Below are 19006 nucleotides of genomic sequence, written 5' to 3' on the forward strand. Positions count from 1 at the left end.
GCCCGTTCCGCGGAAAGGCGACGGATCAGTATGCGAACCGATAAACAGCCAACACCGACACCAAACCGCAGGTAGGCATGGAGTCAGCGACAACAGTGAATATCAGCGACAGCGCAATCGCCCACTGCGATGAGCGCCAACACGTAGCACTCGCGGGCCGACGGGCCGAAGCGAAGCGACCGGGAGCTCAACCTGCCGGAGGCTGCACGCATGGCGCGAAGCCTAACAGAGTTCTCCCTGGTCGCCAGAGCTGCGCCTATCGGGTCAGCAACCACGCCACGATCACCACCAGCACCAGGATGACCAGCACCAACGTCACCCGTGACTTGGGCAGTGCGTTCATCGTCCCTTCTCGTCGCCCGAGTCCAGAAGCGAAGCGACCGGGGATTGGTCGCCGGAGGGCAGGAGCGAAGCGACCGGGGATTGGTCGCCGGAGGGCAGGAGCGAAGCGACCGGGGATTGATCCCCGCGGCGTGCCCGCTGCAACACCCGAATGCCCTGGCCAAACGCTGCGTCGAGCGCGACCGCGATGCCGTAGGCCAGCGCCAGTACCACCGGCATCACCACGATGGTCTGGACCACGAAGCCAAGCCCGGACAGCCACAGTTCGACGCCATCCCACCAGCTCAGGATCCCGGCCACGGCCCCAGGGTAGCTGCGGCGCGCCGTGTGGCGGCACAAGTGGACGTGAAGCGCCTCGGCAGCCGATGATTGCCTCATGGTTCTGAGCGCCGCCGAACAGGCACATGAAGAGCCACATGAGGCACGCTTCGCGTCGACCAGCCCGGTGCCGTACGCGCCGGGGTCGACTCGCAACCCCTTCCCGCCGATCGCCGATTACGCGTTCTTGTCCGACTGTGAAAACACCTGTCTGATCTCCTCCAGCGGATCGGTGGAATGGATGTGTGTGCCCAGGCCGGACTCCCCTAGCGTGTTCGGCGCCGTCCTCGACCGTGCGGCCGGGCATTTTCGGCTCGGCCCGTACGGCGTGTCGGTGCCGGCCGCCCGCCGGTACCTACCCGGAAGCCTGATCCTCGAAACGACCTGGCAAACGCATACCGGTTGGTTGATCGTCCGCGACGCGCTCGTCATGGGCCCGTGGCACGACATCGAATCCCGGTCACGGACTCATCGCCGAACGCCGATGGACTGGGATGCCGAGCACATCCTGTTGCGCACCGTGCGATGCGTCAGCGGCACCGTCGAGCTGATGATGAACTGCGAGCCGTCGTTCGACTACCACCGGATCAGCGCGGGCTGGGAGTACTCGGCCAACGCTTACGGCGAGGCGATCGCGCGGGCCCGCAACGACGCCGATGCGCACCCGAAACTCAAGCTCACCACGAACCTTCGCATCGGGTTGGAGGGCCGCGAGGCCCGGGCCAGGACGCGACTGACCGAAGGTGACAACGTTTTCGTCGCGCTCAGCTGGTCCAGGCACCCGGCGCCGCAGACCTACGACGAGGCAGCCGACAAGATGTGGACGACCAGCGAGTGCTGGCGGCAGTGGATCAACATCGGCGACTTCCCCGATCACCCGTGGCGGTCGTTCCTGCAGCGCAGCGCGCTGACGCTGAAGGGGCTGACGTACTCGCCGACCGGCGCGCTGCTCGCCGCTCCGACGACGTCGCTGCCGGAAAGCCCACGGGGCGAACGCAATTGGGATTACCGCTATGCCTGGGTGCGAGACTCGACATTTGCGCTGTGGGGTCTTTACACACTCGGCTTGGACCGTGAGGCCGACGACTTCTTCTCGTTCATCGCCGATGTCTCCGGAGCCAACAACGGCGAACGCCATCCCCTCCAGGTGATGTATGCCGTCGGCGGTGAACGCAGCCTCGTCGAAGAAGAGATGCATCACCTGTCCGGCTACGACGGCGCCCGGCCGGTGCGCATCGGCAACGGCGCGTACAACCAACAGCAGCACGATATCTGGGGCACCATGCTCGACTCGGTGTACCTGCACGCCAAATCGCGGGAGCAGATGTCCGACCAACTGTGGCCGGTGCTCAAGAACCAGGTCGAGGAGGCGATCAAGCACTGGCGCGAGCCGGACCGTGGCATTTGGGAAGTGCGCGGCGAGCCGCAGCACTTCACGTCGTCGAAGATCATGTGCTGGGTCGCGCTCGATCGCGGGGCCAAACTCGCCGAGCTGCAGGGCGAGCGCAGCTATGCCCAGCAGTGGCGGGCGATCGCCGAGGAGATCAAGGCCGACGTGCTGGCCAACGGCGTGGACAAGCGCGGCGTGCTGGTGCAGCGCTACGGCTCCGACGCGCTGGACGCCTCGCTGCTGCTGGCGGTGCTGACCCGGTTCCTGCCGGCGGACGACCCGCGCGTGCGCGCCACTGTGCTCGCGATCGCCGACGAGCTCACCGAGGACGGTCTGGTGCTGCGCTACCGGATCGAGGAAACCGACGACGGCCTGTCGGGCGAGGAGGGCACATTCACGATCTGCTCGTTCTGGCTGGTTTCGACGCTGGTGGAGATCGGCGAGGTGAGCCGGGCCAAGCACCTGTGTGAGCGGCTGTTGTCGTTCGCCAGCCCGTTGCATCTCTATGCCGAGGAGATCGAGCCGCGCACCGGCCGCCATCTGGGCAACTTCCCGCAAGCGTTCACCCACCTGGCGCTGATCAATGCGGTGGTGCACGTGATCCGGGCCGAAGAGGAAGCCGACAGCACGGGGGTGTTCCAGCCGGCCAACGCGCCGATGTAGCGCCGGATCACTTTTGCGCCGCGGCGTTGTCCATGATCCCGTCGACGATCTGCTCCGCCTCATCGGTGATGCTGCGGCCGCACGCGAAGCTCTCGGCGATGAGGTTCGACACCAGGCCCATCGCATGTTGACAAGTCCAGCCGTCGGATTCCTCCTGGAACGAGTCCAGGGTGATGACGGACTCGCCGGCCTTGTGCACGTCGCCCAGCGTCCAGAAGATGACATCGCCGTAGCCGCTTTCGTCAATGGCCACCGCCGAGTTCGTGCACCTGCGCCATTGATCGCTCGACGTGTCGAAGAATTTCTTGGCTTGTTCGGCCGACGGGTACAGCACGGCTGTCTGTTCAACCCAGTGCTCGTTCGTGTCGCTTGGTTCGCGCAACTCCGCGTCTCGCGCAGCGGTCCAGCCGCTGCCGGCGTACACGCGCTCGTCCCCCGCGTACACCGCGCCCAGACAGCCCAGGTCGGAGATGACGGCGTAGTGATCACCCGGGTTCTGGGCCGCGGCAACCACCTCCACGTCCGTGCCGCCGACGATCACGTTGATATTGCGCACCGGCAGCAACAGATGGTCCAGCTGTGATTCCGACAGCGGCGGCACGTTGGCCGTGTTCGGAATGCTGTTGCCCCCCGGCGCCTTAACCGGCGAGCCGCTTATCGTTTGCACGCAGCCGCTGGCTACGACGGCGACCGCGACGACTCCGACAGCGCACGCCCGCACAGGCGCGGCAATATTGCGCACCCCGCCATTGTGGCCCACTGCAGGGGCGTTATTTCTTCGCCTTGTCGCCGCCTGCGTCGGTCGACAACGCCGCGACGAAGGCCTCCTGAGGCACGTCGACACGCCCGATGGTCTTCATCCGCTTCTTGCCTTCCTTCTGTCGCTCCAACAGTTTGCGCTTGCGGGTGATGTCACCGCCGTAGCACTTCGAAAGCACGTCCTTGCGGAGCGCCCGAATGTTCTCGCGCGCGATAATTTTCGAGCCGATCGCCGCCTGCACCGGGACCTCGAATTGCTGACGCGGAATCAGCTCCTTGAGCTTGGCGGTCATCTTGCGGCCGTATTCGGCCGCGGCGTCGCGGTGCACGATCGCGCTGAACGCGTCGACGGCCTCGCCCTGCAGCAGGATGTCGACCTTGACCAGATCGGCCGCCTGCTCGCCGGCCTCCTCGTAATCCAGGCTCGCGTAGCCGCGGGTGCGCGACTTCAGCGCGTCAAAGAAGTCGAAGATGATCTCGCCGAGCGGCATCGTGTAGCGCAGTTCGACACGCTCCGGCGAGAGGTAATCCATGCCGCCCAACTCGCCGCGACGCGATTGGCAAAGCTCCATGATCGTGCCGATGAATTCGCTCGGCGCGATGATCGTGGTCTTGACGACCGGCTCGTACACCGTTCGGATCTTTCCCGCCGGCCAGTCGGACGGGTTCGTCACGACCTTCTCACTGCCAGCCTCATTGCCAGCCTCATTGCGACCGTCGAGCACCACCCGGTAGACCACGTTCGGCGACGTGGAAATCAGGTCCAAGTCGAATTCGCGCTCGAGTCGCTCGCGGGTGATCTCCATGTGCAGCAGTCCGAGAAACCCGCAGCGGAAGCCGAACCCGAGCGCGACCGACGTCTCCGGCTCGTAGGCCAGCGCCGCGTCGTTGAGCCGCAGCCGGTCAAGCGCGTCGCGGAGATTCGGATAGTCCGAGCCGTCGACCGGATACAAGCCGGAATAGACCATCGGCTTGGGTTCGCGATAGCCCGTCAGCGCCTCGGTGGCGCCGTGGCGCGCGGCGGTGACCGTGTCGCCGACCTTCGATTGCCGGACGTCCTTCACACCGGTGATCAGATAACCGACCTCACCGACGCCGAGGCCGTCGGCCGGTTTCGGTTCCGGCGAAACGATGCCCACCTCCAGCAATTCGTGGGTCGCACCGGTGGACATCATCTTGATCCGCTCACGGGGCAAGATCTTCCCGTCGACGACGCGGACATAGGTCACCACGCCGCGGTAGATGTCGTACACCGAGTCGAAGATCATCGCCCGGGTCGGGGCGTCCGGGTCACCGGTCGGCGACGGCACCTCGCGCACCACGTGGTCGAGCAGGTCCGCCACGCCCTCGCCGGTCTTGCCCGACACTCGCAACACTTCGCTGGGCTCGCAGCCGATGATGTGGGCGATTTCGGCGGCGTAGCGATCCGGATCGGCGGCAGGCAGGTCGATCTTGTTGAGCACCGGGATGATGACCAGGTCACGGTCCAGCGCCAGGTACAGGTTTGCCAGCGTCTGCGCCTCGATGCCCTGCGCGGCGTCCACCAGCAGCACCGCACCCTCGCACGCCTCCAACGCCCGTGACACTTCGTAGGTGAAGTCGACGTGGCCAGGCGTGTCGATCAGGTGCAAGACATGATCAGTGCCGTCTACCCGCCACGGCAGACGCACGTTCTGCGCCTTGATCGTGATACCGCGCTCCCGCTCGATGTCCATCCGGTCCAGGTACTGCGCGCGCATCGAGCGCTCGTCCACCACACCGGTCAGCTGCAGCATCCGGTCGGCCAGGGTCGACTTGCCGTGATCGATGTGGGCGATGATGCAGAAATTCCGAATCTGCGCCGGCGCCGTGAAGGTGTGGTCGGCGAAACTGCTGATGGAAATCTCCTGGTTGAACGTTGCCTCGAGCACTCCCAGCGTATCGGGGCGCGCGACCGCGCAACTAATCGTGAACGGTCAAACGCCTATGCTCGTTCGCATGGCGTCGCAGTGGAAGACGTTGCAACGGCGGTTGGGGAAGGCCGCCGAGAACCTGGTGTTCTACGAGGCGCCCAAGTTCATCCGGCAATTGCAGAACTCGCCGGGCCTGCAACGAGGTATCCAGGCTGGCATCAAGATCGGGCTGGACGCCCTGACCGGTTCATCCGAGGACACGCCGGCGATCGCGGCGGGCCGACCGGTGACCAAAAATAGTTTCCCTACCGCGCAGCGGGCCAGGAAGCTGGTTTACGCCCCAGACCTGGACGGTCGCGCCGACCCCGGCGAGATCGTCTGGACCTGGGTGGTCTACGAAGATGACCCAACCCGCGGCAAGGACCGACCGGTCCTGGTCGTCGGCCGGGACCGTCGTACGCTGCTCGGATTGATGCTGTCCAGTCAGGAGCATCACCGCGACGACCGGAACTGGGTCGGAATTGGTTCGGGCAGTTGGGATTACGACGGACGCGCCAGCTGGGTGCGGCTGGACCGGGTGCTCGACGTTCCAGAGGAAAGCATTCGCCGTGAGGGCGCGATCCTCGATCGCGTCACATTCGAGGTGGTGGCCGCCCGGCTGCGCGCCGAATACTCCTGGAGTTAGGCTCGTCAGTCGCCAAAATTCCGTCGCCGAAATCAGACCGCCACTTGCCCGCCCAACCCCCAATCTCGGCCGCTGGAGGCCGCGCCTTTCACCGCGGGGTTCGCCACATCGGCCACATCGAGGGTCCGCCGTCGGGAAGCTTGATCTCCCCCGTCACCTCAAAGCCAAACCGCTGGTAATAGGGCACTAACTCCGGCTTGGTCGCCTCCAGATACGACGGCGCGTGCTCCTGGTCGCAGCGATCCAGGCGCGAGCGCATCAACGCCTGCCCGAGGCCCGCTCCTCGCACCGTCGGATCGCTGCCGATGATCATTAGATACCAGTGCGGTTCCTCGGGATGGTTAGCTTCCATCAACTCGAGAACCGGTTCCATCACCGACACCCGCCAGCGGAAGGCCCAGAGCAGTCCCGGCATCATCACCAGCTCTTCCAGCCGCGACGACTTCCGCTTGCCGGGCGGATCCCACAGCGCGGCGCCGCCGATGGCGCCGTCGCGGGTTGCCACCTCCGAGCCGCCGCGGGCCAGGAAGTGGTGTCGGGTCATCGTGGCAAACCCCCGCGGCAGGCCCTTGGCCCGCGCCGCGGAGTCGGGCATCATCCAGGTCATCACCGGATCGTCGTAGAAGGCGCGCCCCAGCACCCGCGACGACACCCGGACATCGGCCCTGTGCACCGGACGCACGTCGATTTCGCCCATCTGCGATGGCCGCTGGTTCCAGCGGCGCGGCAGCCGGCGGCTGGTCAGCGGCCCTGCGTGATGTAGGCCTGCAACTGCTCCTGCTCGGACTCCAGCTCGTCCATCCGCCGCTTGACCACGTCGCCGATGCTGACGATGCCGGCGAGCTGCCCACCCTCGATGACCGGGACGTGCCGGACCCGGTTCTTGGTCATCAGCGCGCTGAGGCTGTCCACCGAGTCGCCGGGCGCACAGGTCACGACGACCGTCGTCATGATGTCCGAGACAGGCCTATCGAGCAGGTCGGCACCGCGCTCGTGCAGTCTGCGCACGATGTCGCGCTCGGACACGATGCCCTCAACGCCGTCCGGCCCGACGACCACCATCGCGCCGATGTTGTGCTCGGCAAGCCCAGCGAGTAGCTCGCTCACCGACGCCTCGGGGGTGATAATCGCCACCGCCGAGCCCTTGTTCCGCAGGACGTCCGAGATCCGCATCGATGCCTCCGCCGCTTGTGATCCGGTTCACATCAATCTAAGTCTTAAGCCGCCTTCGCGAAAGGCACGATCGGGTTGCATTGGCGCGCGCCGGAGCACCTACCCTCGGTTTCATGGCGATCGATGTTGTCGAATTGGCGGTACTCGGCATCGCCGAAGCGGCCGAACGGGCCGCGGCCGGCCGGCGCCGCGCGGATAGTCGCCGAACCTGACCATCCTGGCCGTGTTCTCGGCGCCACGAAAGGAGCTCACCTTGACCGCAGCACCCACCGTCCAACTCGGCGACGGATTGACTGTCAGCGCAATGGGATTCGGCGCGATGGCGCTGACGCCGGTGTACGGCGACGTCGACGACAACGAGTCGCTGGCAACCCTGAACCATTGCCTGGACGTCGGCGTGACGTTCATCGACACCGCCAACATCTACGGCGCGGGAAGCAACGAGCGGCTCATCGCGAAAGTGCTCGCCGATCGCCGCGATGAGGTAACGCTGGCAACCAAATTCGGCATCACAGGCAATCCGGCAGACCGGGCCGCCGCGAGACCGTCGGCGCGGGGCGACGCGGCGTATGTGCGGCAGTGCATCGAAGAAAGCCTGCACCGGCTGAACACCGATGTCGTCGACCTGTACTACATGCATCGTCGCGACGTCAACGTACCGATCGAGGAAACCGTTGGTGCGATGGCCGAACTCGTGAACGCCGGCAAGGTGCGCCACCTCGGCCTGTCGGAGGTGACGGCCGACGAGCTGCGGGCCGCGGTCGCGGTGCATCCGATCGCCGCGGTGCAGAGCGAATGGTCGATCTGGAGCCGCGACGTGGAACGCCGGGTGGTGCCGACGGCGGCCGAGCTCGGCGTGGGTTTCGTGCCCTATTCGCCGCTGGGCCGGGGTTTTTTGACCGGAACTGTGCGCACCGCCGCGGACCTTTCGTCGCCGACTGATTTCCGCCGCACGATGCCGAGGTTCGCCCAGGGCGCATTGGACGCCAACCTCGCCGTCGTCGACGTCGTCAAGTCTGTGGCCGACCAACAGGGCGCGACGGCCGCGCAGGTGGCGCTGGCATGGTTGCGGTACCGCGCCGACGCGCTCGGCGTGGCGTCGGTGCCGATCCCGGGCACCCGGCGCGCTGCGCGCGTCGACGAGAACCTGGGGTCGTTGTCGGTGACGTTGACTGCTGAGCAGATCGACGCGCTGGATCAGGCTGGAGCGGCGGTGTCCGGCAACAGATACGGGGACCTGACCTGGGTGTCGGCCGGCCGCGAGTAGTCGAATTACCGCCCAGCCGCGAACTGCGCCGGCGCGGTGCTGATCCACTCCCGCAACTTCTCATAGATTTGCGGGTGATTCAGTAGGTCGAAATGGTGCAGACCGGTCAGCGTCAGCCCGTCGTCCGGTTCGAACGGGATTTTGCGCGACTTGCCCGCGCCGGTCGCGCTGTACGAGCGGACCAACCGGTCGCCGAGAACTCGACCGAGCGCCGGCGGGCCAGCGGTGGTGGCGACGAAATGGTAAGCGGCGCTGGGCAGAAACGGCACCTCGTGGCAGCGGTCCCGCAGGAACTCGTCCGGATCGCAGTCGCGCCAGTCCTCCTCGATGCAGGCACCGAAGCGCATATCCTTGATTCCGGAGCTGCGTGCGTTCAGAAAGCTCGCGGCAGCGCGGGTTTCGGGCAGCCGCGCCAGCGCCCACGCCGCGACATTGACACCCTTCTCCAGGTCGGCGCCCAGATGCGGCGATCCGAGGCACACGACGTGGCGCACCGCGGCGGTCCACCAGTGATGCAACTGCATGCCGTAGTACCCGGCACTACGCGCGACAAGGCCGCCCATCGAATGGCCGACCAAGAAGAGTTCATCGATCGGCACCGGCCACAGCAGCTGTAATTGCTCGAGCATGTCGGCGAGCGTTTGGCCGTTTTGCGAGATATGCAGGCCGGTGTTGTATCGCAGATAGATCGGCGTAATGCCGAGATCCTCCTTGAGGCGTTGGCCGTAGGTCCGCACCTCGTCGCCGGTGCGCGGCCGGCGTTGCCAAGATCGCTCGGTGAGGCACCAGCCATGCAGAAAGACCGCGACCCGACCGGTGGCTTGCGGGAACGCCGCAGCGAGTGACTCCGCGCTGAGCGGTATCACCGTCCCGTGCTGCCGAATCTGCATTGTCGCCGCCAGACTGTTTCGGTGTGACGCCAATTGATCGCCGCAAATGCCGTTGACCGCGGCTATCGCTGCGGCCACCCGCTCGCTTGAGTCCAGCGCCGGGTCGTCGTCGAAGCCCCAGACCCGCGACGCCAACGCCCCACCGCCCCGCGCCGCCCTGCGTAACCCGTGGTCCACGGCGCCATAGATGGACCGCGCGATGCCGTCGTGAATGACCTGAGTGGGCCTTGACGACGGGCCGATCGATCGGAACACGCGTCGCGCGATGCCGGCATGCATGTCATGCACCAGCGTCGTCACGACAGTCGATGCTTCACCCGCCAACTCGCCGACCGCCCGGATATCACGTCCCTGCATCCCTACCCCTCGTGAACAGACAGCACCCAATGACCGCACAGTATCTTCTAATGACCGATTTCTCGCCCCCCGCCGCCCAAGCTGCACCACCCGCGCCGTTTCGGCAGGCCAGTGCGCGGTAGTGGGTCAGTTTGAGCGGGTGTCGCCGAGCTTGTGCGCGAGCGGGTCGCGACTCAGAGTTGGCCCGTGATCTTTTCCGGAGTGACGCGCACTATGAGCCGCTCGGCGTCGTTTATTGAGGCCGGGTTGAACCTGACGAAATCCTGGCCGGTGTATTTGCGGGACAACTCATTGGGCAGATCCCTGCCCGGGTCTGACGTCACGGTGGCAGTCCCCCGAACTTCGGCGTACCAATAAGGGTTGTCGGGTGCGGCGATGGTCACGGCGACGCGCGGGTCGCGAACGACGTTCTTGCCCTGCTGCCGATCCACGGTGGTGGAGATCAGCAGGTCGTTGCCATCGCGCTTGATCCAGACAACGGTAAGGTGCGGCCGCCCGTCGGGCATGATCGTGGCAAGTGTCGCCAACACCGTGGGGTCGTCGAGGTACTTCTTCACCTCATCAGGGAGAGCTACCGCCATAACTCCCGACAACACCTGATCGGCGACTTCTAATTCCGATTTCATTTCGGGCGGCCCGTTACCATGTGCTTTCACCGGCTGGCGACAAACCCACTACCGCCGCCGCTGCCGCATTGGGAGATTCGATGCGCGGCTGGTAGCCTGAACGATCGGCGCCCGTCCGGCGGCCCTCCAGACAATCCCAGCTTCGAGAAATTTGAAGGAACTAACGCGTGGCCAACATCAAGTCGCAGGAGAAGCGCAACCGCACCAACGAGCGCCGGCGGCTTCGCAACAAGTCGGTGAAGTCGTCGCTTCATACGGCAACCCGTAAGTTCCGTGCGGCCGCTGAAGCCGGTGACAAGGCAACGGCCGAGGAGTTGTTGCTGTCGGCGAGCCGCCAGCTGGACAAGGCCGCCAGCAAGGGCGTCATCCACAAGAACCAGGCCGCCAATCGCAAGTCGGCGCTGGCCCGCACCTTCAACAAAATCGGGTAGTCGGCTACTCTATCCGGCCCCGGCAGCGCCGACGAGTATTTCGTCAGCTGCTACCGATAGGGGCCTGACATGGTCATCCCGCCACCAACCCTCGATGTCGCGGCGCTACCGCTGGCCCCGAAGAACCCCCTGCCGTATCTGTTGCGGATGAAAGCCGCACGGATGTATCACACCGGCTCGGAAGCGCTGCGCGACGCGGGCGGTCCTGTCACTCGGCACGCGCTGGCGCCCAACTGGCTGACGCCGCCTTTCGTCGTGACGACCTCGCCGCGCGCGGCGCACGACGTGCTCAGCCTCAGTTACCCGTTCGTCGACCGGGACCTCCCGCTCTTCCGCGACCAACAACGCCTGTCCGGCGGGGCGTTGTTCAACTTCAACCACGCCGAGTGGCTACCGCGCCGCCGGTTGCTGCAGCCGGTGTTCACCAAGAAGCACGTGACGAGGTTCGGCGGCCACATGGCCGAGGCGGCGAACAACCTGGCCTCGGCATGGCCCGACGGCGCCGACATCGACCTCGACGCGCAGGCTCGCAAACTGACGTTGCGGGCGTTGGGTCGGTCGGTACTGGCGGTTGACCTCGACAGCCAGGCCGACGATCTGGGCAACGCTCTTCGCGTCGTCCAGGACTACGTATCGGACCGAGGCTGGCGGCCGGTGCGGGCACCATCGTGGTTTCCGACGCCGGCCCGCCGACGGGCACGCTCGGCCATCGCCGTATTCGACCGACTCGCCATGGACATCATCGGCGCGTGCCGGCGTGACCCCGATGTCGAGGCTCCGCTCGTTCGTGCACTGATCGCCGCGACAGATCCGGCCACCGGTCGACCATTGACCGACAACGACATTGCTCATGAACTCGTCGTGTTCATGGCGGCCGGTCACGATACGACCGCGACGACGCTGACGTACGCATTGTGGGCACTGGGCCACCATCCCGATATCCAGAATCGGGTGCTGGCCGAGGTCGCCGAGTTGGGTGACCGCCAATTGACGCCCGACGACGTGTCCAGCCTGGGGTTCACGGTTCAGGTCCTCAACGAGGCGCTGCGGCTGTGCCCGCCGGCACCGATTACCGTTCGGCTCGCCATGAAGGACATCGCGGTCGACGGATATCGGGTGCCGGCGGGCACCTTGGTTGTCGTCGGAATCTATGCAATGCATCGCGACCCGAAGCTGTGGACCGACCCGCTGACGTTCGACCCGGATCGCTTCGCACCGGAACAATCGAAATCGCGGGACCGCTGGCAGTACATTCCGTTTGGTGCGGGACCGAGGTCGTGCATTGGGGATCACTTTGCGATGCTGGAAGCGACCTTGGGTTTGGCGACGATCATCCGGTCCGTCGAAATTTGCTCGGACGACGACGATTTCGCCGTCGCGGTGCCGTTTACGCTCGTCGCGGGTGGACCAATTCGGGCTCACGTACGACGGCGCAGCACGCTCGTCCCGGCCTGAAGTTTGCGACCTACGGCCTTGCCAGCTCGGCAACCCTTCGCACCGTCGCTTCCAAGATGTAGTCGGCGTCGGCCGCCGCGCCTTTGACGTCAGCGTTCAGCGTCGCGACCAATCGCATTGCGGTTGCGACCGATTCGTTCGACCAGCGCCGAGCTTGTCGCTGCACCTTCTTCACCCGCCACGGCGGCAACCCCAGTTCGGCGGCCACTCGATCGGGGCCGCCCGACAATGGGCCGACACGGGCGATCAGATGCACCGCCTCCGCCAGCGCGTCGGCTAGCACAACACGCGGTTCACCGCGCATCATGGCCCAGCGCAACGCCTCCGCGGCGGCGCCGACGTCACCAGCCACCGCCTTGTCGGCGATGTCGAAACCCTTCACCTCCGCCTTGCCGCTGTAGTACCGGCCCACCGCTTCGGCGTCGACGTGACCGCCGGTATCGGCGACCAATTGTGAACAGGCCGAGGCTAATTCGCGCAGGTCGGAGCCAACGGCGTCCAGCAGGGCGGTCACCATGCCGTCATCGACGGTGACGCCCAGCGATCGCAGTTCGGCGCGGACGAAGTCGGCGCGCTCGGCCGCCCTCGTGATTCGTGCGCAGGGATGCACGGTGGCGCCGAGTTCGCGCAGCCGGCCGGCGAGTGCCTTCGCGCGCCCGCCGCCCGAGTGCAGGACGACCAGCATGGTGCCGGGCGGCAGGTCCGCCGCCGCGTCGGCGATCAGCGCGGCGGCGTCCTTACCGGCGTCGGCGGCCGCCTCGAGCACCACCACGCGTTCGTCGGCGAACAGTGACGGGCTGAGCAGTTCGGCGAACTCGTTGGTGTCAATCTCGCCGGCACGCAGCCGATCCACCGGGACGTCGTCGATGCCGGCCCGCTCGCGCGCCGCCCGTAGCACCGCCGCCACCGCGCGCTCGACGAGCAGCTCTTCGTCGCCAAGCACCACATGCAGTGCCTCTGAGCTCACCCGACGATCGTGCCACGGGTCAGGGACACCGCCCGCGGCGGCGGCCGGTGACCACGCCGGACAGCGCCCGGACCCCACCGTTCCGCCGACCGCGACAGTTCGGTATGTTCGTTAGGTAAACCTTAGCTAAGGCTATCGGGTGACCTGGAGTGCTACATGGAGCGGAAGGGAACCGGTATGCGGACACGTTGGCCGCGCGTTGCGGTTGCGGTGGGCCTCCTGGTGGCCGTCGGCGCGATCGGCTGCTCGACTTCAGGCCAGCGCAACGAACTGCTCGTCTACAACGGCCAGCATGAGTCGCTGGCCAAGGAGTGGATCGACGCGTTCACCAAGGAAACCGGCATCAAGGTGAACTACCGGCAAGGCGGCGACACCGAGTTGGGGAACCAGCTGGTGGCAGAAGGCACGGCATCACCGGCCGACGTGTTCATCACCGAGAACTCCCCCGCGATGGCCGCGGTGGAACATGCCGGACTGTTCGCCGATGTCGACCAACAGACCGCCGCCCAGGTGCCGCCGCAATACCGCCCCGCCAGCAACAAGTGGACCGGTGTCGCCGCCAGAGCCACCGTATTCGTCTACAACACGGCCAAGTTGCCCGTAGATCAGCTGCCGAAATCGCTGTTGGATCTGCAGCAGCCGGCATGGAAGGGCCGATGGGCCGCTCCGCCGTCGAAGGCGGACTTCCAGGCGATCGTCGCCGCGCTGCTGCAGCTCGAGGGTGAACCCGCCACCGCGCAGTGGCTTGCCGGCATGAAGGCGAATGCCGTTGCGTATCAAGACAACGTCGCCACACTCAAGGCTGTCAACTCCGGCCAGGTCGACGGCGGAGTCATCTACCACTACTACTGGTTCCGCGATCAAGCCAAGACGAAAGAAATGAGCGGCAACACCGCGCTGCACTACTTCCGCAACCAGGATCCGGGCGCCTTCGTGAGCCTGTCCGGCGGCGGAGTTCTGAAATCAAGCAAGAAACAGGACAAGGCTCAGCAGTTCCTCCGCTTCGTCACGGGCAAGTCTGGACAGCAGGTGCTGCAGAACGGCGACACGTTCGAATACCCCGTCGGCAGCGGTGTTCCGGCGAATCCCGCCCTCGTTCCGCTCGACCAGCTGCAGGCGCCGACCATCGACCCATCGACACTCGATGCGAAGAAAGTCAGCGACATGATGACGAGGGGGGGCCTGTTGTAAGTGGTCACGGCTCCCCCGCTGGCGCCCACCACGCCCGCCCGATCCAGCGCCGGCACCCGACCCGGCCCGGTGGTGACGGCCACCGTGGCTGTGCTCGTCGCGGCGACCTTCCTCCCGCTCGGGTATGTGTGTTGGTCGGTCGGTTCAATCGGGTGGCAGCGGGCCTACCAGCTGGTGGCCCGTCCCCGCGTTGGTGAACTACTGCTCAACACGGTGGGTTTGGTTGTTGTAACGGTGCCAGTGTGCGCCGTGATCGGGGTCGGTGCGGCATGGCTCGTGGAACGAACCGACCTCCCCGCCCAGGCGATCTGGCGACCAGTTCTGGTCGCGCCGTTGGCCATTCCCGCATTCGTTAACAGTTACGCGTGGGTGAGCGTGGTGCCGTCACTGCACGGATTGAGCGCCGGCATGCTCGTCGCGACGCTGTCATACTTTCCTCTCATCTACCTCCCGGTGGCCGCCACGCTGCGCCGGCTGGACCCCGCGATCGAGGAGTCGGCCCGTGCGCTGGGATCCGATTCGGTGGGGGTGTTCTTTCGGGTGGTGCTGCCGCAACTCCGGCTGGCGATGCTGGGCGGCGCACTACTGATCGGCGTGCACTTGCTCGCCGAATACGGCGCGTTCGCGATGCTGCGCTTCAACACCTTCACCACCGCGATCTTCGAGCAGTTTCAGGCGTCGTTCGACGGGGCGGCCGGAAGCATGCTGGCCGCGTTGCTGGTGCTGTGCTGCCTGGTCATGCTGGTGACCGAGGCGTCGGCGCGCGGCCGGGCGCGGTGGGCCCGCATCGGGTCGGGAGTCCCGTGGCCGGCCGCCCCGATCCCACTGCGCGGCAAATCGTTAGCCGCGCTGGCAGCCGTGGCCGGACTGGCCGTCCTGGCGCTCGGCGTACCGGTGTGGACGATGCTGCGCTGGCTGTGGACGGGAGGCGCCGACGTGTGGCCGCTCGACGACATCGGTTCGGCGCTCGCTCAGACCGTCGGGCTGGCGACCGTCGCGGCAGTGCTGACAACCGTGCTGGCCTTTCCCGTCGCATGGGTCGCGGTGCGGTCCCACGGCGCGCTCGCCCGTATCGTCGAGGGCTCCAACTTCATCACCAGCTCACTGCCCGGCATCGTCACCGCGCTGGCGCTGGTCACGGTCAGCATCCGGGTGGCTCCGCCGCTGTATCAGACCGTCGTGGTGCTGGCATGCGCCTACGTGCTGATGTTCATTCCGCGCGCGCTGGTAAGCGTACGAGCAGGCCTCGCGCAAGTCCCGGTCACCCTCGAGGAAGCCTCGCGGTCACTCGGGGTCAGCGCCGCCGGCACCTTCGCCCGCGTGACAGTGCGACTGACCGCACCGGCAGCCGCCGCGGGTGCCTCGCTTGTATTCGTCGCTGTTGCAACGGAATTGACCGCGACGCTGCTGCTTGCGCCGACCGGAACCCGAACGTTGTCAATGCGCTTCTGGTCGCTGGCCAGCGAACTTGACTACGCCGCGGCAGCACCCTACGCACTGATCCTGGTTTTATTGTCGGCACCGGTGACGCTGCTGCTGTACCGGCAGGCCACCAAGGTGGCAGCACTGTGACACCTCCGGTCCTTGAAGGGCACGATCTCGCGAAATCATTCGGCGGGGCCACCGTGCTCGACGGCATCGACTTGCGGCTGCAGGCGGGTAGCACCACGGTGGTCGTCGGATCATCGGGCTGCGGCAAAACCACCCTGCTGCGGCTGCTCGCCGGCTTCGAGACCCCCGACCGCGGCACCGTCACGATCGCGGGTCAGCAGGTGGCGAGCCCGACCGCTTGCGTGCCCGCGCACCGGCGCAAGGTCGGCTACGTCGCCCAGGACGGTGCGCTGTTCCCGCATCTGACCGTCGGGCAGAACATCGCCTACGGCCTTCGCGGCGGGCTGCGTAATCCGCGGGTGCGCGCACGGGTGGCGCAGCTGCTAAAGACCGTGTCGCTCGACGCGGAATTCATTGCCCGGCAGCCGCATCAACTTTCCGGTGGACAGCAACAGCGGGTCGCGCTGGCCCGGGCGCTGGCACGCGAGCCGGTGCTGATGCTTCTCGACGAGCCATTCAGTGCGCTCGACACCGGCCTGCGGGCGTCGACCCGACGGGCCGTTGCGCAGACCCTGACCGAAGCCGGCGTGACGACGCTCTTGGTCACCCATGACCAAGAGGAGGCGCTGTCCATTGCCGACCAGGTCGCGGTGATGCGCGAAGGGCGCTTCACTCAGGTCGGCACGCCGCGCCGGCTGTACTCCGAGCCCAGCGATCGATTCACCGCAGAGTTCCTCGGCGACTGCGTGTTTCTGCCGTGCACGGTGACGGGCGGGACCGCCGAATGCGTGTTCGGCCGCATTCCCGTCGCCGCCCCCACCGCCGACGGCCCGGCGACAGCAATGCTTCGGCCCGAACAGCTCATCGCAACGGTCGTTTCGGACAGCGAACAGCGCAGCGGCGTCGGAACCGTGATCGCCGCAGAGTTTCTCGGCCACGACGTCCTGCTGACCATCGACCCGCTGGGCGATGGCGTGCCAATCACTGTGCGCCAGGCCAGCATGACCCCGCCGCCGGTCGATGCGAAGGTACACATCGACGTGCGCGGCGCCGCGGTGATCTTCCCGCCCCGAGATCGGTGACCGGTGTGCGCCGACCCGTCGACGGGCTAGCAACGCAAAGGAGAACTAGGTGACGGCATCCTCGACCGAGCGGCCGCTTCGAGTCGTCCAATGGACCACCGGGAACATCGGGCGCAGATCGCTGCATGCGATCATCGGCCGGCCCGACATGGAGCTTGTGGGCGTCTACGCGCACGGCGCCGACAAGGTCGGCAAGGACGCCGCCGACCTGGCGGGCTGGCCGGAACCCACCGGCGTGCTGGCCACCAACGACATCGACGAGGTGATCGCGCAGCAACCGCACGCCTGCTGCTACAACCCGTTGTGGCCAAACATCGATGAGCTCGTCCGCCTCCTCGAGGCGGGCATCAACGTGTGTTCCAGCGCCGCCTGGATCACCGGCGGCAAGCAGAGTCCCGAAGACCTCGACCGCGTCCGCAAGGCATGTCAGCGGGGCAACTCGACGATGTTCGGCAGCGGCGCGCATCCCGGCATGACGAACCTGGTCGGCATGGTGCTGAGCGGCTCCTGCGAGCGCGTCGACGAAATCCGGATCACCGAGTCGGTGGACTGCTCGACATACGAGTCGGCGGAAACCCAGACGGCGATGGGCTTTTCGCAACCGCCGGACACGCCGGGCCTAGCCGAGAGCGTGCGTCGGGAGAGCGAGGTGTTCGCCGAATCCGCCGCGATGATGGCCGACGCGATGGGGGTCACCCTCGACCGGATCGGCTTCGACGTGACATTCACGCCCGCGACCGACGACTCCGACCTCGGCTTCATGCAGATCCCGAAGGGCACGGTCGCGGGCGTCTACGGCTACCACCGGGGCTGGGTCGGCGACCGCAACCTCGTCAGCGTCGGATTCAACTGGACCATGGGCAATCACGTCACGCCGCCGAAGCCGCTGGCCCACGGCCACGTGATCCAGGTGTTCGGCCTGCCCAACATGCGCACCGTCATCCACTGCCTACCGCCCGACGACTGGACCGAGCCAGGCTTCATGGGCCTCGGCATGATCTACACCGCGATGCCGGTGACCAACGCGGTGCCGGCCGTGGTTGCCGCCGACCCCGGCATCGTCACGCTGAAGGACCTGCCGCCGATCACCGGCCGGCCCGCGATTTGAGGGGACGATCGACGGCCCCGCTCAAGCCGTGACATCGACGCAGACGCCGACCGCACCGGCGCCGACATGCACGGCCAGCACCGGGCCCATGTCCGACACCGTCGGGGCGTCGACCGCAGGGAGGCGTTCCGCCAGGGCTTTAGCGACTTCGGACGCCGCGGCGGCGTTGTCGACGTGATGCACGGCGATGGCCGCGGTGCCGCCGCCCACGGCGTCGACGACCTGATCGATCATCGCGGCGTGCGCCTTGGTCACCGTCCGGACGCGTTGGGCAAGCACCAGCTTGCCGGTGTCGTCGACGCGCAGCAGCGGCTTGATCGCGAGCGCCGTGGAAAGCCACGCCGCCGCGGTTCCGACCCGGCCGCTGCGGCGCAGGTTGTCCAGCCGCTGCACCACGATGAACGCACGAACCCGCCTGGCCGCCGAAAGCGCCTGCGCGACAACACCGCCCAGATCCATGCCCTCGGCGGCCGCGCGTGCGGCGGCGAGCGCGACGAAACCCGTGCCCATCGCCGCCGATTTCGAATCGACCACCCGCACCGCAGCGCCGAACTCACGCGCCGCCTGCTCGGCGGCCGTCATCGTGCTCGACAACGCACCCGAAATATGCACTGCGACCACGCCATCGCCGCCGCTGTCGCGCAGCGCGCACCGATACGCGTCAGCCAGCTCGGCAGGTGTGGCACCGGCCGTGGTGACGCCCCCCCGCTCGTGAATGCCGGCGGGAACCTCGTCGACGCCGTCGCGCAGATTCTCGCCGTCGACCAGAATGTGCAGCGGCACCTGGCGGATCGACCACCGGCTGCAGTCGTCGGCGCACAGCCGCGACGACGAGTCGGTGACCACCGCGACAGCCATC

17 protein-coding genes and 2 pseudogenes are annotated in these 19006 nt (G+C 66.6%); 9 read left to right on the top strand and 10 right to left on the bottom strand.

Features of this window, described 5'->3' with window-relative positions; genetic code table 11:
• Positions 1–83: 83 nt before the first annotated feature.
• On the bottom strand, positions 84–212 hold the full coding sequence (locus VE759_RS22905) for an Ms4533A family Cys-rich leader peptide (RefSeq protein WP_414687900.1): 129 nt from the start codon (positions 210–212) through the stop codon (positions 84–86).
• A 241-nt stretch (positions 213–453) separates the two neighbouring features.
• A pseudogene (locus VE759_RS22910) lies at positions 454–642 on the bottom strand (hypothetical protein); the annotation flags it as partial.
• A 76-nt stretch (positions 643–718) separates the two neighbouring features.
• Here VE759_RS22910 and VE759_RS12765 point away from each other — a divergent pair.
• The gene (locus VE759_RS12765; RefSeq protein ID WP_324932668.1) at positions 719–2713 is read left to right on the top strand and encodes a glycoside hydrolase family 15 protein; all 1995 of its coding nucleotides are present in this window, start codon (positions 719–721) and stop codon (positions 2711–2713) included.
• Positions 2714–2720: 7 nt separating this feature from the next.
• Here the strand turns inward: VE759_RS12765 and VE759_RS12770 are convergent, their stop codons facing one another.
• Complete coding sequence (locus VE759_RS12770; RefSeq protein WP_324932671.1) at positions 2721–3455, bottom strand: sensor domain-containing protein; 735 nt, start codon at positions 3453–3455, stop codon at positions 2721–2723.
• 28 nt (positions 3456–3483) lie between these two features.
• A pseudogene (gene lepA / locus VE759_RS12775) lies at positions 3484–5461 on the bottom strand (translation elongation factor 4).
• On the opposite strand from lepA, the gene VE759_RS12780 reads away from it, so the two are divergent.
• Positions 5450–6049, top strand: coding sequence for a type II toxin-antitoxin system PemK/MazF family toxin (locus tag VE759_RS12780; protein ID WP_324932677.1), 600 nt, complete (start codon positions 5450–5452; stop codon positions 6047–6049). The pseudogene lepA and the gene VE759_RS12780 sit on opposite strands and share 12 nt — an antisense overlap.
• An 88-nt stretch (positions 6050–6137) precedes the next feature.
• On the opposite strand, the gene VE759_RS12785 is transcribed toward VE759_RS12780, so the two are convergent.
• Together VE759_RS12785 and VE759_RS12790 are read right to left on the bottom strand one after the other, a co-directional pair.
• On the bottom strand, positions 6138–6746 hold the full coding sequence (locus tag VE759_RS12785; RefSeq protein WP_324932680.1) for a GNAT family N-acetyltransferase: 609 nt from the start codon (positions 6744–6746) through the stop codon (positions 6138–6140).
• Between the two features lie 44 nt (positions 6747–6790).
• Positions 6791–7222: a CBS domain-containing protein gene (locus VE759_RS12790; protein WP_324932683.1), complete on the bottom strand. Its 432-nt coding sequence runs from the start codon at positions 7220–7222 to the stop codon at positions 6791–6793.
• A gap of 253 nt (positions 7223–7475) precedes the next feature.
• Here VE759_RS12790 and VE759_RS12795 point away from each other — a divergent pair, with 253 nt between their 5' ends.
• Positions 7476–8489, top strand: a complete 1014-nt coding sequence (locus VE759_RS12795) for an aldo/keto reductase (protein ID WP_414687901.1) — start codon at positions 7476–7478, stop codon at positions 8487–8489.
• Between the two features lie 5 nt (positions 8490–8494).
• Here the strand turns inward: VE759_RS12795 and VE759_RS12800 are convergent, their stop codons facing one another.
• The gene (locus VE759_RS12800; protein WP_324932686.1) at positions 8495–9736 is read right to left on the bottom strand and encodes an esterase/lipase family protein; all 1242 of its coding nucleotides are present in this window, start codon (positions 9734–9736) and stop codon (positions 8495–8497) included.
• 173 nt (positions 9737–9909) lie between these two features.
• On the bottom strand, positions 9910–10317 hold the full coding sequence (locus VE759_RS12805) for a PPOX class F420-dependent oxidoreductase (RefSeq protein WP_324932689.1): 408 nt from the start codon (positions 10315–10317) through the stop codon (positions 9910–9912).
• 212 nt (positions 10318–10529) lie between these two features.
• Here VE759_RS12805 and rpsT point away from each other — a divergent pair, with 212 nt between their 5' ends.
• Entirely contained in the window at positions 10530–10793 is a 264-nt protein-coding gene (gene rpsT, locus VE759_RS12810; RefSeq protein ID WP_324932691.1) for a 30S ribosomal protein S20, read from the top strand.
• Positions 10794–10862: 69 nt separating this feature from the next.
• Positions 10863–12248, top strand: coding sequence for a cytochrome P450 (locus tag VE759_RS12815; protein WP_324932693.1), 1386 nt, complete (start codon positions 10863–10865; stop codon positions 12246–12248).
• A gap of 10 nt (positions 12249–12258) precedes the next feature.
• On the opposite strand, the gene holA is transcribed toward VE759_RS12815, so the two are convergent.
• Positions 12259–13200, bottom strand: a complete 942-nt coding sequence (gene holA / locus VE759_RS12820; protein ID WP_324932862.1) for a DNA polymerase III subunit delta — start codon at positions 13198–13200, stop codon at positions 12259–12261.
• 192 nt (positions 13201–13392) lie between these two features.
• Here holA and VE759_RS12825 point away from each other — a divergent pair, with 192 nt between their 5' ends.
• From VE759_RS12825 to VE759_RS12840, 4 genes are read left to right on the top strand one after another with little or no spacing between them, the layout of a single operon-like run.
• Positions 13393–14406: an iron ABC transporter substrate-binding protein gene (locus VE759_RS12825; RefSeq protein WP_324932696.1), complete on the top strand. Its 1014-nt coding sequence runs from the start codon at positions 13393–13395 to the stop codon at positions 14404–14406.
• The gene (locus tag VE759_RS12830) at positions 14407–15978 is read left to right on the top strand and encodes an iron ABC transporter permease (protein ID WP_324932699.1); all 1572 of its coding nucleotides are present in this window, start codon (positions 14407–14409) and stop codon (positions 15976–15978) included.
• Positions 15975–17039, top strand: a complete 1065-nt coding sequence (locus VE759_RS12835; protein ID WP_324932702.1) for an ABC transporter ATP-binding protein — start codon at positions 15975–15977, stop codon at positions 17037–17039. Before VE759_RS12830 ends, VE759_RS12835 begins: the two co-directional genes overlap by 4 nt.
• Before the next feature lie 49 nt (positions 17040–17088).
• Entirely contained in the window at positions 17089–18147 is a 1059-nt protein-coding gene (locus VE759_RS12840) for a dihydrodipicolinate reductase (RefSeq protein ID WP_324932704.1), read from the top strand.
• A gap of 21 nt (positions 18148–18168) precedes the next feature.
• On the opposite strand, the gene VE759_RS12845 is transcribed toward VE759_RS12840, so the two are convergent.
• Positions 18169–19005 carry a DegV family protein gene (locus VE759_RS12845; protein WP_324932707.1) on the bottom strand — a complete coding sequence of 279 codons (837 nt, stop codon included), beginning with the start codon at positions 19003–19005 and terminating at the stop codon, positions 18169–18171.
• Position 19006: the final 1 nt, after the last annotated feature.

The sequence above is a fragment of the Mycobacterium sp. genome (assembly GCF_035640695.1).
Classification (GTDB): Bacteria; Actinomycetota; Actinomycetes; order Mycobacteriales; family Mycobacteriaceae; genus Mycobacterium.

Excerpts from the sequence above, each read along its gene's own strand:
- VE759_RS12790 (WP_324932683.1), bottom strand. The coding sequence starts at position 7,222 with ATGCGGATCTCGGACGTCCTGCGGAACAAGGGCTCGGCGGTGGCGATT.
- VE759_RS22905 (WP_414687900.1), bottom strand. The coding sequence starts at position 212 with ATGCGTGCAGCCTCCGGCAGGTTGAGCTCCCGGTCGCTTCGCTTCGGC.
- VE759_RS12825 (WP_324932696.1), top strand. The coding sequence starts at position 13,393 with ATGCGGACACGTTGGCCGCGCGTTGCGGTTGCGGTGGGCCTCCTGGTG.
- VE759_RS12805 (WP_324932689.1), bottom strand. The coding sequence starts at position 10,317 with ATGGCGGTAGCTCTCCCTGATGAGGTGAAGAAGTACCTCGACGACCCC.
- VE759_RS12780 (WP_324932677.1), top strand. The coding sequence starts at position 5,450 with ATGGCGTCGCAGTGGAAGACGTTGCAACGGCGGTTGGGGAAGGCCGCC.
- VE759_RS12845 (WP_324932707.1), bottom strand. The coding sequence starts at position 19,005 with ATGGCTGTCGCGGTGGTCACCGACTCGTCGTCGCGGCTGTGCGCCGAC.
- VE759_RS12785 (WP_324932680.1), bottom strand. The coding sequence starts at position 6,746 with ATGGGCGAAATCGACGTGCGTCCGGTGCACAGGGCCGATGTCCGGGTG.
- VE759_RS12800 (WP_324932686.1), bottom strand. The coding sequence starts at position 9,736 with ATGCAGGGACGTGATATCCGGGCGGTCGGCGAGTTGGCGGGTGAAGCA.
- VE759_RS12815 (WP_324932693.1), top strand. The coding sequence starts at position 10,863 with ATGGTCATCCCGCCACCAACCCTCGATGTCGCGGCGCTACCGCTGGCC.
- VE759_RS12765 (WP_324932668.1), top strand. The coding sequence starts at position 719 with ATGGTTCTGAGCGCCGCCGAACAGGCACATGAAGAGCCACATGAGGCA.